Origin of the sequence: Marinobacter sp. AN1 (genome assembly GCF_026013985.1) — a bacterium.
Taxonomy (GTDB): Bacteria; Pseudomonadota; Gammaproteobacteria; order Pseudomonadales; family Oleiphilaceae; genus Marinobacter; species Marinobacter segnicrescens.
Window position 1 is genome coordinate 89,678 of the sequence record NZ_CP110342.1, and the last position, 15,309, is coordinate 104,986.

Consider the following 15,309-nt stretch of genomic DNA (forward strand, 5'->3'; position numbering starts at 1 on the left):
CTCGTGACCACTGACAGGAGATTTCATGACTCGCTCGGTCCGGCGCACGCTGGTGCTGCTTCTGCTTGTTGTTGCCGCTATTTTCTCACTCGTCATCTATCAGCAGATGAGCATGCAGGCCCGGGAGCCGGAGCCTGCGCCTGACCTCAGTGCCATGAATACCTTTGTCTACGAAGAGCCCCGGGAGCTGACAGAGTTCACCCTGACCAGTGAACAAGGTGAGGAAATGACCCGCCAGGACCTGCGTGGCCGCTGGACCTTCGTGTTTGTAGGCTATACCCATTGCCCGGATATCTGCCCTGCCACCATGGCCACCCTGCGTCAGGCTGACAGCCGCATGCCGGCAGAACTGCCCCAGCCGGACTACCTGCTGGTAAGCGCAGACCCGGAACGGGATACACCCGAACAGTTGCGGGATTACCTCGGCTTTTTCGGTGACGATTTTCATGGCCTGACCGGCGATATTGATGTGCTGCGGGCGCTGGCAAAAAGCGTAGGTGCTGTTTTTGTTCACCGGGATGATGGCAATGGCAACAACCTGGTCGACCACAGCGGCCACCTGGCGCTGATCAACCCGGATGGTCGCATGGCAGCCGTTATCCAGCCGCCCCACGATCCCGATAAACTGGTAAAGGCCTACCGGCAAATCTACGAGTGGACCCGACAGAACCAGGCGCGGTCTGGCTGAGGGTCCTGTAACAAGAACGCCCGGACGGGCGCACCATACCTGAGGAAAACCATGCTATACGTACGTGCCATTCTGAACGTCAAACCCGATCAGCGCGAAACCCTGATTGAAGCGGCCAAGCCCTGCATCGAAGCCACCCTGAAAGAGCCCGGCTGTGTCGAGTACGAGCTGCATACCAGCCTGTCCGATCCCAATCGCCTGGTATTCCTCGAACTATGGGAATCCGCAGAACACCTGGGGCCCCATGGCAAGAGTGATCACATGAAGGCCTTTGGCAAGGTCGCCGCCGGCTGCCTGGCAGGACCTCCCCGGATCGAGTACATTACCCCGGCCAAGGTTGACGTTAAGTAACCGCACCTGTACCGGAATTATCCCCTGGAGTAACAATGACAGATCATCGGCCAGCCTCGGACGCCAGGCAGCTCATGTCGGTCGTGCTGGCCGGTGCCACTATCCTGCTGGTGGTCCACGCCCTGGGCCGCTTTATCTATACGCCCCTGCTGCCTTACCTTGTCGGCGATGGCCAGCTGACCGCCAGCGAAGGCGCGTCCGTCGCCACCTGGAACTACCTGGGCTATCTCATCGGTGCCCTGCTGGCGGTTCGATGGTACCGCCCTGACCAGATCCGCATCTCCCTGCCTGTCGCCATGGGTGTTCACGTGCTCACGACGCTCGCCCAGACCCAGGTGGAGCCTGTGGCCGCGCTGTCCGGCCTGCGGTTGATCAATGGAATTGCCAATGGCGTGGTGTTTGTGCAGGCGCCGGCACTGATCCTGGAATGGCTGGTGCGACGTAACCGTACCGGTGCCAGTGGCCTGGTGTATGTGGGCGTGGGTGTGGGCTTGTTGGTGTCCAGCTTCCTGGTCTCCGGCACTGCAGACATGCTCTCTGGCCCGGCCCGCTGGTGGCCGGCTGCGCTGTTGTCCATTCCGCTGGCGCTCTGGGCCACCTGGCGACTGGTCGGGCTGGATGTGCCGGCCCGTATCCAGCGGGATGATGGTTCCTATGCGGATAAAGGGCCCTTGCTGGACCGGGCCAGCATCCCCCTGTTCTTTTCCTACGCTGGCGCTGGCCTGGGCTATATCCTGCCCATGACCTTCCTGCCCCTGCTGACCAAGACCCAGTTGCCCGATGGTCACTGGCTGGTGGACGGGTCCTGGTTACTGGTGGCTGTGGTGACCATACCCACGCCCATTATCTGGAGTTTCCTGGGGTCCCGCTTCGGTGACTTACCGGCCCTGCGACTCAACTACCTGATCCAGTTCCTGGGTGCCCTGGCGGTGGTGGTCTGGCCCGGACCGCTGGGTATTGTGCTTTGTGCACTGCTGGTGGGAAGTACCTTTGTGGGCACCGTGCTGCTTACCCAGCGCATTGGCCGTGCCCTGCACCCCCATCAGGGGCCGAGACTCTCAGCTGCGATGGTCGCATTGTACAGCGTGACCCAGATGGCTGGCCCCTGGCTGACCCGCCAGTGGCTGGATGCTGGTGGCACCCTGGTGGGCGCCTTTACCCTGGGGGCGGTAGCGCTGGGATGGGGGCTCCTGCTGGCGCTGTTTGTGCCCCGGCCGGAGGACTGGCATGCCCGTTGACGGCGACGCTGGCTCGCACCTGCCAGGTTGAACGCCATGCTACCCATCGAACAGGCCCTGCCCGAACTGATCCGCGAGCTGGACCAGCACACCACGGTGCTGCTGCAGGCACCCCGGGGGCCGGCAAGACCACGCGGGTTCCCTTGGCCCTGAAAGACGCCTCCTGGCGGGATGGCCGCAAGATCCTGATGCTGGAGCCGCGTCGCCTTGCGGCCCGCTCTGCTGCCGGCTACATGGCCCGGCAGCTGGCCGAGAAGCCCGGGCAGACCGTCGGCTATCGCACCCGCCTGGACTCGCGAATCGGCGCTGACACCATTATTGAAGTAGTGACCGAAGGTATTCTCACCCGGCTGATCCAGGGCGATTCGTTGCTGGAGGACTACGCCGCCATCCTGTTCGATGAATTCCACGAGCGTTCCCTCCAGGCGGACCTTGGCCTTGCACTGGTACGGGAAACCCAGCAGGTGTTGCGGCCGGATCTGCGAGTACTGGTCATGTCCGCCACCCTGGACACAGGACCGCTGGCCAGTATGCTGGGGGATGCCCCGGTGGTATCGAGCGAGGGCCGGGCCTTCCCGGTTGAGGTGTATTATCGTCCCCCCAGGACGCTGGCAGGGCGCCCGCCCCGCTTGCTGGACCACGTGGTCACGGTGATCCGGGAGGCCCTGGCCGAACAACCCGGTTCGATCCTGGTCTTTCTCCCGGGCGCCGGTGAAATCCGCAAGGTGGAACAGTTGCTCAGGCCTCACCTGCCAGCCGACACACGGCTCGCGCCCCTATACGGTAATCTGAAAGGAGATGCCCAGGACCAGGCCATCGAGCCGGCTCCGGAGGGCCAGCGCAAGGTGGTGCTGGCCACTGCCATTGCCGAAACCAGCCTGACCATTGAGGGTGTTCGGGTAGTGGTCGACGCTGGCCAGGCCCGTCGGGCTGTCTTCGACCCCAACAGCGGCATGACCCGCCTGGTGACGGGGCGGGTTTCCCGCGCTGCGGCAGAGCAACGCCGGGGCCGCGCCGGACGTATCGAGCCTGGTGTGTGCCTCCGCTTGTGGAGTGAGACGGAACAGCACAGCCTGGCGGATTACACGCCGCCGGAAATCCTCGAAGCCGACCTGGCACCGCTGGCCCTGGAACTGGCCCAGTGGGGCGCCCGGGCCCCCGACGACCTGGAGTGGCTGGACCTGCCCCCGAAAGCCCATTGGGCGCAGGCAGTAGACCTGTTGCAGTGGCTGGACCTGTTGAACGGAGATGGCGGCATTACCGACCATGGTCGCCAGGCTCGGCAGCTTGGCATCCATCCGCGGCTGGCCCATATGGTCTTGAAGGGCCGGGAGCTGGGGTACCCGAGAACCGCTGCCCGCCTCGCTGCGTTGTTTGAAGAGCGCGATGTACTGGGTCGCGGCGCCGGGGCAGATGTTGTGTACCGGCTACAGGCGCTGGCCGGCTATTATCGTGCACCGGGGCTGGACAGCAACCGGCTGGATGTCATTCGACGAGCGGCGGAACGCCTGTTGCCACACAGGAAGGCGGAAGACGAGGACAACGCCATGCCGGCCGGCCGTCTGTTGGCGTTCGCTTACCCGGACCGGATTGGTCGACGGCGGACCGGTGATGCCAACCGTTACCAGCTGAGCAATGGTCGGGGGGCACGCCTGGCTGACGATGATGCCCTGGGCAGCCAGCAGTGGATTGTCGCCGCGGACCTGGACGGACAGGCCCGGGAGGCCCAGGTCTTCCTGGCCGCCGCTACTGATCGCACCACCCTGGAAGCCGACCTTGCGGCCCATATACTAACGACTGAAGAAGCCTTATGGGATGACAGGCGGGGCACGGTTGTTGCCCGTCGGGTAACCCGCCTGGGCGCACTGGTGCTGGCAGAGCAGTCCCTGCCGGATCCGGGGCCGGAGCAGATTCAGCAAGGGCTGCTCAATGCCGTGCGCCAGAAGGGCATCGGAAGTCTGCCCTGGAACGAGGCTGCCAGGCAATGGCAGGCCCGGGTTCAGCAAATGCGACGGCTGGAGCCAGAGCAATGGCCCGATGTTTCCGATGAGGGCCTGTTGGTTCTGCTGGATCAATGGCTGGCGCCGTTTCTTGCCGGTGTGCGCAACTGGAAAGGTTTGCAGCAGCTTCCGATCGTCAATGCCCTGCAGTCCCTGTTGTCCTGGGATCAGCAACAGCGCCTGTCCAGGGTGTTGCCCACCACCCTGGCGATCCCCACCGGCCAGCACCTGCGACTGGATTACACCGCCGAGAACGGCCCGGTCCTGGCGGCAAAACTGCAAGCCCTGTTCGGCTGGAGGGAAACCCCCAGGCTCGCCGATGGCCGCATCCCGGTCGTTATTCACCTGCTGTCGCCGGCCCAGCGACCCCTTGCCGTCACAGCCGACCTGAAGAACTTCTGGACGCAGGTATACCCGGAAGTCCGCAAGGAAATGCGTGGCCGTTACCCCAAACATCCCTGGCCTGAAGATCCCCTGACGGCGGAGGCGAAGATGGGGACCAAAAAGTCGGGCAGGTAGCCGCGTCGGCCTTAGTAAATTCCGCGTGTTCTGCTACGTTGGTTGTCTGCATAACAGAACAAGGAGACGTTCAGATGAAAACCATGGGCCTGATCGGCGGTATGAGCTGGGAGTCCACCCAAACCTATTACCGGCTTATCAACCAGGCAGTCCGGGAACAGCTCGGAGGGCTGCATTCCGCACAGCTTGTGCTCTACAGTGTCGACTTTGCGGAAATTGAGGCGCTCCAGCATCAGGGTGACTGGGAAGCCACCGCCGCTATCCTCTCCGGGGCTGCCCGGTCCCTGCGCTCGGCCGGCGCTGACTTCCTCGTGCTTTGTACCAATACCATGCACAAGGTAGCGCCCAGGATTGAGCAGGCCTCGGAACTGCCCTTGCTGCACATCGCGGATGCGACCGCAGATGTTCTGCAGGGTGACGGCGTAACCCGGGTCGGCTTGCTGGGAACCGGGTTTACCATGGAACAGGCTTTCTACCGTGAACGACTGGAGGCCCGGGGGATCGAGGTGCTGGTTCCGGATAAGGCCCAGCGGGAACTGGTTCACCGGGTCATCTACGAGGAGCTGTGCCTGGGTGATATCCGGCCCGCCTCGAAGCAGGCCTACCTGGAGGTGGTATCCTCCCTGACTGACCGGGGCGCCCAGGGCGTCATCCTCGGCTGCACCGAGATCGGGCTGCTGATCCAGGCACCCGATACCCCGGTCAGGCTCTACGACACCACGGCAATTCATGCTCATCAGGCAGTGGCGCATGCCCTGAATGGCACTGATCACCGGGGCCACTGATGGAAAAGATGCGCTTTGACATCTGAGGTTCAGAAAAACAGGCATTGGTTCAGACGCGGCACGATTCCGGGACGGAGCCGCAGGCGTTCGGTTTGGCCGTACCGCTGGTTGATTCCGTTGAGTCATGATAGCGGCATGAAATTCTGGGTTTCTTGTGCGCTGAAAATGTGACTATTTTCTCGAACAAGTAGGTTTTTGACTTAAGATTCGTTCAGAAACACCCCGCTCTTTTCCCGCCTGCCGTACTATTCAGCTCACTGAGTATTTGGTTACAAGACAACAAGGAGGGATTTGTCTTGCTTATTCGGCTGAAGCGCAAATGGAAGACGGAGCAGTCCACGATCGGGCAATACGCAATCGAAGGCACTAACATCAAAGGCTATATGCTTGAACGACCGGGCCCCGATACGTTGGAGCCAGGTCTGAGGAAGCGGGTACCCGAGGGAACCTACCAACTTTGCTGGCACATCGGTGAAGCCTTTCAGAATGTTCTCAAGCTCTATAACAGCGAGGTACCGAAGGAGCGGGCGATACTGATCCATATTGGAAACTATCCGAGAGATACCGACGGTTGCCTTCTTCCAGGGCTGACGAGAGAGACTGACGTCGTGTGGAACAGCGGTACAGCCATGAAGCGTATCCGGGATCACGTCAAGTCGATCGGCTTTGAAGGTGGCGGCGGACCACAGAACAATGCCCGGATAAGGGGCGGTGCCTCGATAGTCATCGAGAACTGTTTCGAACCATCGGAGGGTTAACAGGACCATGATGAAGTATGGAATGCTTTGGTTAATTTGTCTGGCTTTTACACCGCTTTCTGGCTTTGCGGATTCCAGAGGGGTGCCGGTTTATTTCGATATGGGGTCAGAGGAGAAAGCGAGATTCGGTGAAGCCCGCGACCCTGCATTTCTGACCGCAAGGGATTTTGCTGGACTGATTTCGGCAGAAAGAGAATTTCTGGGCTACATCGGTCCTGATTACACCCGGTTGCATATTGGTTTTACCGAGCTTCATCCAGAGAAGGAAGGTCGCCCTGCTGTTCGGGTTTCGGGATACCTGAGGGTGGATGATGTTTATTGTGAAATGGATGGTCTGATCAGGGCGGAACGTAGCCATGACCTGAAACAGCTGGACTATGGTGTCGACAACAAGCATCGCGATGCGGGGATAAAGCGTCAGGGAATGCTTTTCGGCTCCTATGAGCTTAAGACTTCCGGCGATAAGCCCTGTAAAGGCTCTCTGGCGGGACGCAACAGGGTCAGCTGGATGCTGATGGACGACGGCTCGGTCAAGCGTAACGACATTGGCAACGTCCGCTTTCTCCACGGAGATAACCAGTATGCCGGCGTCTGGCAGCGCGACTTAGAGAAAGACCCGGTTACGGTTAACTGGGGCGAGTATCGTATTCCCTTTGCACGTCCTGAGCTGGATATTGGCGCTGGGGAATTCTCCGTTAATCCTGACTACCGTGATCATGGGTGGCAGGACTTTTAACGACCCTCACACATTCGCCCTGGTCCAGCAGGAGCCTTGCCAGCTCTCTGTCCCGGCCTACATTGGCTCAGTCTGCCAGCTTCGCGCCTGGCTCTCAAGGCGTCCAGCAGCTCAGTAGGTTCATGAAGTAGCCTGACGGGACACTAGGCCACCCGGCAGGCCTTTAGCTGGTCGTTCAGGGCGGCCATGACCCGGGAACGGGTGAGTACGCCGAGTACGCGGTCGTTCTTGTCCACCACCGGATACACCTTGGGCTTTTGCTCGGAGAACAGGTTGGCGAGGGCCAGTTCTGACATTTCCGGGGTAACCGATACCGGGTTGCGGGACATGATATCGCTGATCCGGACCCAGTTGTCGCAGTGATAGCTGCTGCTGGCCAGCGAGCGGATGCAGTCCTGCTCAGACAGGAACCCCACCAGGCGGTTGTTATCGTCCACGACCGGCAGGCCGGTATGACCACTGGAGAGGATCTGGTCCACGGCACGGCTCAGGTAATCCCGTTCGTGGAGGGCGGGAGTCCACTTGGACATCAGGTCTTTTACGGTGCGCATGGGTACCTCCTGGGAATCAGTTGATGCGTCTGACTCTCAGTATCCTCAAGGCGCTGTCCAATGCCCAATGGGGCTTTCCAATGCTTTTGATTCGTTAAAGCTATGAGTAGATGAAATTCGATAGCTTTTTGGAATTTTATGCCCGCAGTATGAGCAGTAACCCGGTGACCAGTAACACGCTGTATACCGCTTGCCGAAACCGCTCTTCATTGAGTCGGTGATGGAGGAGTTCCCCCACCAACACCCCGACGACCAGTAACGGCAGGTACCACACCAGGCGACCGGAACTGGCTACCAGGCTGCCGTCGAACAGATAGAGCACGCTGAGTGTCAGGTTCAGGGTGAACCAGACCGTCAGCAGGGTGGCCCGGGTGCGCCCCTTGTCCAGCCGTATGCCAGCCAGGGCATAGACCAGCAAGGGGCCGCCGGAGGCAAACAGGCCATGGGTGATGCCTGCGCCGAAGGTGATGATGCGGCTGGTCATGAGGCCGTGGGGTTCCGCCACATGGCCGCCGAACAGACGCCACAGCTCCTTGCCGGCAAACCACACTACCAGGACGCCAAACAGCACTTTGAGGATACTGGCTCCCAGCCAGGGGGTGAGCACATAGCCGGTCAGGGTGCCGGCCACCATCAATGGCAGGATCAGTGTGGCCAGCAGTCGCCAGTGGATGTGCTGGCGGTGCTTCCAGGTGAGGTAGCCACTCATGAACACGTTCAGCGGCACCAGCACTGGCAGCATCTCCGGGATAGGCAGCATTATGGCCCCCAGGGACAGGGCGATCACTATGGAGCCAAAACCGGTGATGGCTTCAATGGTGTAGGCCAGCAGGATGGCCAGGCCGAGCCAGAGCCAGGGGTCGATCATGTTGCCGGGTTCCCGCTGGAGGTGTCAGTCAGCGGAGCTGAGCTGTCGGCAATGTCAGCGGCGAATCTGCGGCGCACGGCCCTGAGGTACAGTGCCGGTGCAATTCGCCACAGCAGGCTGCCAAAGCGGGAGACAGGCTCGGGCAGGAGCCAGCGTTTACGCCTGGCCAGGGCGCCATCGATCATCCGGGCCATCTCATCGGCGCTGCCCATCCCACCGATGGTGGAGCGGGCGTGGGTAGCCTTGCGGCCATCGGCTCCCAGGGCGTTCTGCTCGATGGGCGTGTCCAGGAAACTGGGGTAGACCATCAGCAGGTGTATACCCCGGGGTTCCAGTTCCAGTCGCAGCACCTCGAAGAACTGGGTCAGGGCACCCTTGGCGGCGCAGTAGCCAGCCCGGCCCGGTACCGGCATCCAGCCGGCCATGGAACCGATGCACACGATCTGTCCCTTACTGCGTTCCAGCAGTGGCAGTGCCAGCTGGGTCAGCTCCACCGGCCCCTGCCAGTCGACAGCCATCACCTTGCGGAATACGCCCGGGTGGGTGCTCGCGGCCGGGGAACGGTGGGTAATGCCAGCGTTATTCACGAGCAGGTCCAGGCGTCCGTACACGTCTTCGGTTTCCCGTACCAGTCGCTCCAGGTCCGGTGTGTGGGTGACGTCCACGGTGACAATATGCACCCGGGTGTCGTCGCCCAGTTCATCCCGCCGGCGCAGCAGTGCTTCGGCGTCGATATCCGCCAGTACCAGGCAGTGCCCGGCCTTGTACCAGTGTTGCGCCATGGCCCAGCCCAGGCCACTGGCGGCGCCGGTGATCAGGGTAACGGTCACAGATCCCCCTTCTTTCTCGCCTGTTCGATGAAGTATTCGAAGGTCTCCGCCGAGGTTTTCTGCAGCCGATAACCGAATTCTTCCTTCAACCGGCGATTGCTCAGCACCGGGCGGTAGCGAAGGAAGTTGATCTGTTCCGGCCCCACCGGCTTGCCCAGCCACTTGGCGACCTGCAGGCCCGCCTTCACCACGCTGGCCGGGAGGGTCAGCAGGGGCTTGTCCAGCTTGCGGGCAATCTCCTGGATGGTAAGGGCGCCATCGCCGGCCATGTTGTAGCGGCCGGTTTTGTCCTCACGGATGCCCTGCTCCATGGTGCCGATCACGTCCTGGTCCCAGATAAACACGAACGGTGAGTCACTCCCGCGGATGGCCAGTAGGCGGGGCGCCAGGAACAGGCCGGTAATCTGGTTGCGGGTTTCGGCCCCCAGTACCGTACCGGGCCGGAAGATCAGCTGTTGCAGCTCCGGGTGCTCGTTCCGGTATTTCTCCAGCAGCTCCTCCACCTGGCGTTTATGGTCCGAATAGGCAAACTCCGGGTTGCCTCGTAGCGGGTCATCCTCGTCGATCCAGGCCGGGTTGTCCGGGTGGTAGCCGTAGGCGGCACCGGAACTGGTGACGGTGATGTGCTTTACCTTCGCTGCGACACAGGCTTCCAGCACGTTGCGGGTACCGTTGACGTCGATGTCGTAGTCCCGCTGCCGGTCCGGGGACGCCTGGAGTACCGAGGCCAGGTGTATTACATGGGTGATGCGGTATTCCGCCAGGGTCAGCACCAGGTTGTTGTCGCGCACGTCCAGCACTTCCAGGGGAAACGTGAGGCCGTCCCGCTTGTTGATGTCGGTGCCGAAGACGAAATAGTCCTTCGCCAGCCGGTTGCCCAGCTGGTGACCAATGTAGCCGGCGGCGCCGGTGATGAGAATGCGTTTTTCCTGGGTCATGGGGGTCAGATTGCTTGTTCTGTTGGATGGGGAATGGGCCGGCGGGCCCAGATCTGCGACAGGGTCAGCCCGGAAACCAGGTGCCAGACGCCCCAGAAGGCGGTAATCAGCATCATGCCGCCGGCATCCGGGAAAAAGGTAAACAGGATGACCAGTCCCAGACCGGAGTTCTGGATACCGACTTCCATGGTGACTGCCCGCTGGTCCGGGACCGACAGCTTCATCAGCCGGGCCATGGCGTAGCCCAGCCCCAGGGCCAGCAGGTTATGCCCCACCACCAACCAGAAGAAGGTGTGGAATCGGGCCAGGAACAGTTCGACGTTGTTCAGGAAAGCGATGGCCACAAAGGCCAGGAAGATCAACAGCGAGATAAGGCGCAGGGGCTTTTCGCTGCGTACCGCCAGTTTGGGAAAGCGCCCACCAGTGACCATGCCCAGTATCAGTGGCAGGGCCAGTACCAGCAATACCAGCAGCAGGATATTGCCGGGTTCGATGGCGATTTCCTGCAGGTAGGCCCGGGTATGGGGGTTGAGCCAGCCATACAGGGCAAAGTTGAATGGCGTCATCACCGTCGCCGCCAGGCTGGAGACCGCGGTCATGCTCACCGATACCGCCACACTGCCCTTGCCCAGCCAGGTCATGATGTTGGAGAAGCTGCCGCCGGGGCAGGAGGCCACCAGGATCATGCCCAGGGCCAGCTCCGGGTCGATGCGGAAAACCCAGGTAAACAGGCAGGTGCCCAGTGGCAGCAGCAGGAACTGGGCGATCAGCCCGGCCACCGGTGCGCGGGGGATAGTCAGTACCCGTTGGAAGTCCGCGGGTCTGAGGTTGAGCGACACCCCGAACATCATCAATGCGAGGATAACGTTCAGGGTGATCAGGCTGGCGGGGTCGAACTGCACCGTCATGACCGCTTACCCCTTGCTGCCGGGTTCAAGGTCCGCGATATGGCTGGCGAGGCTGTCCAGGTAGGCGTCCTTGTTCACATAGTAGGCCATGCGGGCCAGCTTGATGTAGTTATAGCCGCCATCCAGCCGTTCACCGGCATGGGTTTTCTTTTTCTGGCGCAGGGCACCGGCCGCTGTCGACCCTTTCTGCTGTTCACGGATGAACAGGGTAGCCAGCCGCGCCTGCTGGTTACGGCCTTCCCAGCCCAGGCCGGTGGCCTCGATCATGCCCATCAGGAACAGGTTGTCGTAGTCCGGGTGCATCATGTTCAGGTACAGCCGGGGCGCGTCCTCGTTCTTCGGCCAGTTGAGGTGCTTGCGGTCGATGAACGGGTAGTCCAGCAAATAGCCGGTGGCCATCAGGATCAGGTCATAGTCCCCGGACTCGCCGTCGCTGAAGTGCACCGTGTGCCCCTCGATGCGGTCAATGGAGCGCCGTGGGCGAATATCGCCATGGCCCAGGTGGTGGAGTACCAGCGAGTTGATGACCGGGTGGGACTCGTACATGCGGTAGTCCGGGTCCGGCAGGCCATAGTCGGACGGCTTGCCCATCACCATACGGATCAGCAGGGCGTCCATACGCTGCTTGATGGGCCGGGGCAGTTTCAGCTTGCCGCCGATGGTGTCAATGGGCTTGCCCTTGAGAAACTTGGGCAGGAAGTAATAGCCCCGGCGCAGACTCATATCCACGGAGCGGGCATGGTGCACTGCATCCACGGCGATATCCGCCCCCGAGTTACCACAGCCCACCACCAGCACCCGCTTGTCCCGGAATACCTCCGGATTACGGTAGTCGGCGGAATGCATCACCGTGCCGGCAAAGTCACCGGGCAGCTCCGGCCTGTTGGGGGTATGCAGGGTGCCGTTGGCGATCATCACCCCGTCAAAGGCCCGGGTCTGTTGCTGGCCATCCCGCTCGGTGGTCACCCGCCACTGGTCGCCATCGGGCTCGACGTTGATGACCCGGGTATTGAACTCGTAATGCTCCCGCAGGCCGAAATGGTCCACGAAGTCCCGGAAGTAGGTTTTCAGCTCGTGGTGGCTGGGATACTGGGCCACCGAATCTTTCATGGGAAACTCGGTGAACTCCGTCATCCGCTTGGACGAAATCAGGTGGGCGGTGTCGTACATCGTGCTGTGGGGGTTATCGATGTCCCACAGGCCCCCCACATCGTTGTGGAGCTCGAATCCGGTAAAGGGAATACCCTGCTTCTGAAGGTTGCGGGCACAGGCCAGGCCCATGGGGCCGGCGCCGATCACTGCATACATGATGGTTTTCCTGATTTTGTTGTTATGATCCCGTATCTTACGATTTGATGCGCCGGTTTTCCTGACCGGACGGGACACAAACCACGACAATTCGGGCCATGATCGGAACCTCCCCCAGTGTAACCCACCTCTATGCCCAGGCGATCCTGCAGGCGGCCCAACGCCGTGGACTTACCCTGCCGGAATCTATTACCTGTGAGGTGGTGCCAGGTCAACGGGTGCCGCTGGCGGTGCAGGATCAGCTGTGGGAGGAGTACTGCCGCCAGGCCAATGATCCGCTGGCGGGCCTCGATATTGGTCTGGGTTTGCAGGTTGGGCATCTGGACAGCGCCGGCATGCTGCTGGTCAGCTGCGATACCTTGCGGGATGGCCTGGAGGCACTGGTGGAGTATGCGCCGGTGGTGGGCGATGGTGGCGAGTTTTCATTGTCGGAGGAAGGGGAGCAGCTGTTGCTGTGTTATCACCCGGAATTCCGGGTGCGGGTGGCCGAGCGGGTTGAAGCCGTTATGGCGTCGCTGGTGCGGTTGGCCGGTTGGGCAACGGGGGAGGCCTTTATGCCTGAAACCCTCCTGTTTGCCCATGAGCCGGAGGTCGGTGAGTCAGTCTATCGTGAGCGATTGGGTATGGCGGTGGCGTTCGGCGCTGGTCGTAACTGTCTGCAGTTCCATCGGGACCAGGGGCAGCTGCCGCTGATCCAGGCCAACAGCGCCCTGCGGGACCATTTGCGGCAGCTGGCGGATCATACGCTGGAGGCGCTTGGTCATCAGAGTCTGAGTGGTCAGGTGAGTCAGCTGGTCCGGCAGCATCCCGGCTGGGGCAAGGAGCGGGTTGCGTCGGACCTACATATGAGCGGGCGGCACTTGACCCGGTTGCTCGCCGAGGAGGGGCTTTCCTTCAAGGTTTTGCGCGAGCGGGAATTGCATCGGCTGGCGGTTGGATTGCTTCGGTCGGGGGGCTCGGTGACTTCGGTTTCCGAGCAACTTGGTTTTTCTGAGGAGGCGGCTTTTTCGCGGGCTTTTCGGCGGTGGGAGGGGGTTAGTCCTTCCCGGTTTCGTTCTTCTTTGCTCGATTAGTGCTGGATTATTGTAGCCTGCTTGGTTGGGTGCCTGCACGCAGGTGCTGGAAGGTCTTTTTGCCGCCGCAATTCACGGCCCATCCCTGGGCCGGCCTTGCTTCGGGCCATCCATGGCCCTGCTCTAAAAAGACCTTCCAGCACCTCCGTGTTATCGACGTAAGAGATATTTCTGATATCGAGGCAAGGCGCTGACTGTTTTTTCTGGCGGACTACCGAGTAAATCGTCGGCGGTGGGGTGAGGGGGTATTTTCGTAGCAGCGCCAGGGATGGCGCGGAGCAAGGCCGGTCCAGGGATGGACCGTGAATTGCGGCGAAGAAAATACCCCCTCACCCTGCCGCCAGACTCCGAGCCAATCCGGCTACCTACGCTGGCCACTGGCCTGAGAATTACTTCACCAACTGCCGGGACTTCTCCAGATAGGCAGCGCCCTGCTCAGATACCGTGTCACCGTCGGCACTCTCGGAAGCCAGGTGCACTTCCTCCAGGGTCACCGCCAGGTTATCCAGCTCCTCACTCATTTTGGCAATGGCTTTCTCCAGGGTATAGGTCAGCTGGTGAACCTCATTCATGGCCTCCGGCGTCAGCTCGCCGTCCAGAACCGCCTCCAACTTGTCATTGTACTCAGAGAAGTTGGCGACAGCTTCCGGCAATGTATTGGAGTCCTTGCCTTCGAAGTGTTCAACGTCAGTGGCAACAGCCAGGCCAGAGAAAGCCAGGGCGGCGGTCAGGGTGGTGCATTGGATCAGGGTTTTCATGGAATTCATCTCCGTTTATTAAGTGATAAGCATTATCATCCGCATCATAGTCCTATTAAATGACGCAGATCAAGCTTCAGTAAATAATTCTTGCCAGTTCCCGGGTTGCGCATAAAATGCACACTTTCCATTCGAGTGCCCTGGTCCCATGCACCTGGTTTCCTTTGATATTTTCCGAACCCTCGGCTTCCCAGATACCACTGTGCTCAAGCCAGCACAGTTCCTGAACCATAAACCGCTGTTGCAGGATGCGGACTGGGTATTGTTTCCGGAGTATTGGCAATTGAACGCGCTGGTCTACGGCCTGGGCTGCCGGGTTTTCCCCAGTGAGGCGAGCTACCGCATTGGCCATGACAAGGTGGAGATGACCCGGGCGTTCCAGACGGTGGCGCCCGAGCACACCCCCTGGACCCTTATCGAGGCCAACGGCCCGGAAGAACGTGACCAGATCTGGAACACCATGCCGCTGCCATTTGTCGCCAAGCTACCAAAGGCTTCCATGGGTGAAGGCGTGTGGCTGATTGAATCCCGCAAGGATTGGCTTTCTTACTGCGAGAAGACGCCGGTGCTGTATGTGCAGGAATACCTGCCGATCGACCGGGATGTGCGGGTAGTGGTTGTCGGTGACCAGGTGGTGACTGCCTATTGGCGGACCCAGGCGGAGCAGGGGTTTTATAACAATGTGGCCCGTGGCGGGGGCATTGATAATGCGCCGGTGCCGGCGGTTGTTACGGACCTGGCGTTACGACTGGCCCAGAGGCTGGGTGTGGACCATGCGGGTTTTGATATTGCCCTGGTTGAGGGCTATCCCTACGTGCTCGAATTCAACAGGTTATTCGGCAATCAGGGGCTTGGGCAGGGTTCTGAGCTGAAAGACGCCATTCTGGGTTACCTGCGTAGCAAGAGTGCGCCGGAAGACCCGGATGGGCCAGCGCCTTTGTGGCCGGTTGCCGTGTGAATTAACACCTTCGGTTATGGGTACTTCTGCTCATATCCGGGT

15 protein-coding genes and 1 pseudogene are annotated in these 15,309 nt (G+C 60.9%); 9 read left to right on the top strand and 7 right to left on the bottom strand.

Annotated features, from left to right (window positions below):
* Positions 1–25 precede the first annotated feature (25 nt).
* The 7 genes and pseudogenes from LJ360_RS00390 to LJ360_RS00420 all read left to right on the top strand — a co-directional run bounded on the left by LJ360_RS00390 (position 26) and on the right by LJ360_RS00420 (position 7,075).
* Positions 26–688, top strand: a complete 663-nt coding sequence (locus tag LJ360_RS00390; protein WP_091850644.1) for an SCO family protein — start codon at positions 26–28, stop codon at positions 686–688.
* Between the two features lie 51 nt (positions 689–739).
* Positions 740–1,039, top strand: coding sequence for a putative quinol monooxygenase (locus tag LJ360_RS00395; RefSeq protein ID WP_091850642.1), 300 nt, complete (start codon positions 740–742; stop codon positions 1,037–1,039).
* 35 nt (positions 1,040–1,074) lie between these two features.
* On the top strand, positions 1,075–2,277 hold the full coding sequence (locus LJ360_RS00400; protein ID WP_264994913.1) for a YbfB/YjiJ family MFS transporter: 1,203 nt from the start codon (positions 1,075–1,077) through the stop codon (positions 2,275–2,277).
* 36 nt (positions 2,278–2,313) lie between these two features.
* Positions 2,314–4,796 (top strand): annotated as a pseudogene (gene hrpB, locus LJ360_RS00405) (ATP-dependent helicase HrpB).
* Between the two features lie 74 nt (positions 4,797–4,870).
* A complete protein-coding gene (locus LJ360_RS00410) occupies positions 4,871–5,581 on the top strand; it encodes an aspartate/glutamate racemase family protein (protein WP_264994914.1) in 711 nt (236 codons plus the stop codon).
* Positions 5,582–5,877: 296 nt separating this feature from the next.
* Positions 5,878–6,339, top strand: a complete 462-nt coding sequence (locus LJ360_RS00415; RefSeq protein WP_264994915.1) for a DUF5675 family protein — start codon at positions 5,878–5,880, stop codon at positions 6,337–6,339.
* Between the two features lie 7 nt (positions 6,340–6,346).
* Positions 6,347–7,075 (top strand): hypothetical protein, encoded by a 729-nt coding sequence (locus tag LJ360_RS00420; RefSeq protein ID WP_264994916.1) that lies wholly within the window; start codon positions 6,347–6,349, stop codon positions 7,073–7,075.
* A gap of 143 nt (positions 7,076–7,218) precedes the next feature.
* Here the strand turns inward: LJ360_RS00420 and LJ360_RS00425 are convergent, their stop codons facing one another.
* From LJ360_RS00425 to LJ360_RS00450, 6 genes are all read right to left on the bottom strand, one after another.
* Entirely contained in the window at positions 7,219–7,626 is a 408-nt protein-coding gene (locus LJ360_RS00425) for a CBS domain-containing protein (protein ID WP_091850635.1), read from the bottom strand.
* A gap of 136 nt (positions 7,627–7,762) precedes the next feature.
* Positions 7,763–8,494 (bottom strand): sulfite exporter TauE/SafE family protein, encoded by a 732-nt coding sequence (locus tag LJ360_RS00430; RefSeq protein WP_264994917.1) that lies wholly within the window; start codon positions 8,492–8,494, stop codon positions 7,763–7,765.
* A complete protein-coding gene (locus LJ360_RS00435; protein ID WP_264994918.1) occupies positions 8,491–9,324 on the bottom strand; it encodes an SDR family oxidoreductase in 834 nt (277 codons plus the stop codon). The genes LJ360_RS00430 and LJ360_RS00435 overlap by 4 nt, the downstream gene beginning before the upstream one ends.
* Entirely contained in the window at positions 9,321–10,262 is a 942-nt protein-coding gene (locus LJ360_RS00440) for an SDR family oxidoreductase (protein ID WP_264994919.1), read from the bottom strand. Before LJ360_RS00440 ends, LJ360_RS00435 begins: the two co-directional genes overlap by 4 nt.
* A gap of 5 nt (positions 10,263–10,267) precedes the next feature.
* Positions 10,268–11,170, bottom strand: a complete 903-nt coding sequence (locus LJ360_RS00445) for a bile acid:sodium symporter family protein (protein ID WP_091850627.1) — start codon at positions 11,168–11,170, stop codon at positions 10,268–10,270.
* A gap of 6 nt (positions 11,171–11,176) precedes the next feature.
* Positions 11,177–12,478, bottom strand: coding sequence for a flavin-containing monooxygenase (locus LJ360_RS00450; RefSeq protein WP_264994920.1), 1,302 nt, complete (start codon positions 12,476–12,478; stop codon positions 11,177–11,179).
* A 98-nt stretch (positions 12,479–12,576) separates the two neighbouring features.
* On the opposite strand from LJ360_RS00450, the gene LJ360_RS00455 reads away from it, so the two are divergent.
* Positions 12,577–13,551 (top strand): AraC family transcriptional regulator, encoded by a 975-nt coding sequence (locus LJ360_RS00455; RefSeq protein ID WP_264994921.1) that lies wholly within the window; start codon positions 12,577–12,579, stop codon positions 13,549–13,551.
* Positions 13,552–13,940: 389 nt separating this feature from the next.
* Here LJ360_RS00455 and LJ360_RS00460 read toward each other — a convergent pair whose 3' ends face one another.
* On the bottom strand, positions 13,941–14,309 hold the full coding sequence (locus LJ360_RS00460; RefSeq protein WP_091850621.1) for a DUF6746 family protein: 369 nt from the start codon (positions 14,307–14,309) through the stop codon (positions 13,941–13,943).
* 148 nt (positions 14,310–14,457) lie between these two features.
* On the opposite strand from LJ360_RS00460, the gene LJ360_RS00465 reads away from it, so the two are divergent.
* Positions 14,458–15,267 carry an ATP-grasp domain-containing protein gene (locus tag LJ360_RS00465; protein WP_264994922.1) on the top strand — a complete coding sequence of 270 codons (810 nt, stop codon included), beginning with the start codon at positions 14,458–14,460 and terminating at the stop codon, positions 15,265–15,267.
* Positions 15,268–15,309 lie beyond the last annotated feature (42 nt).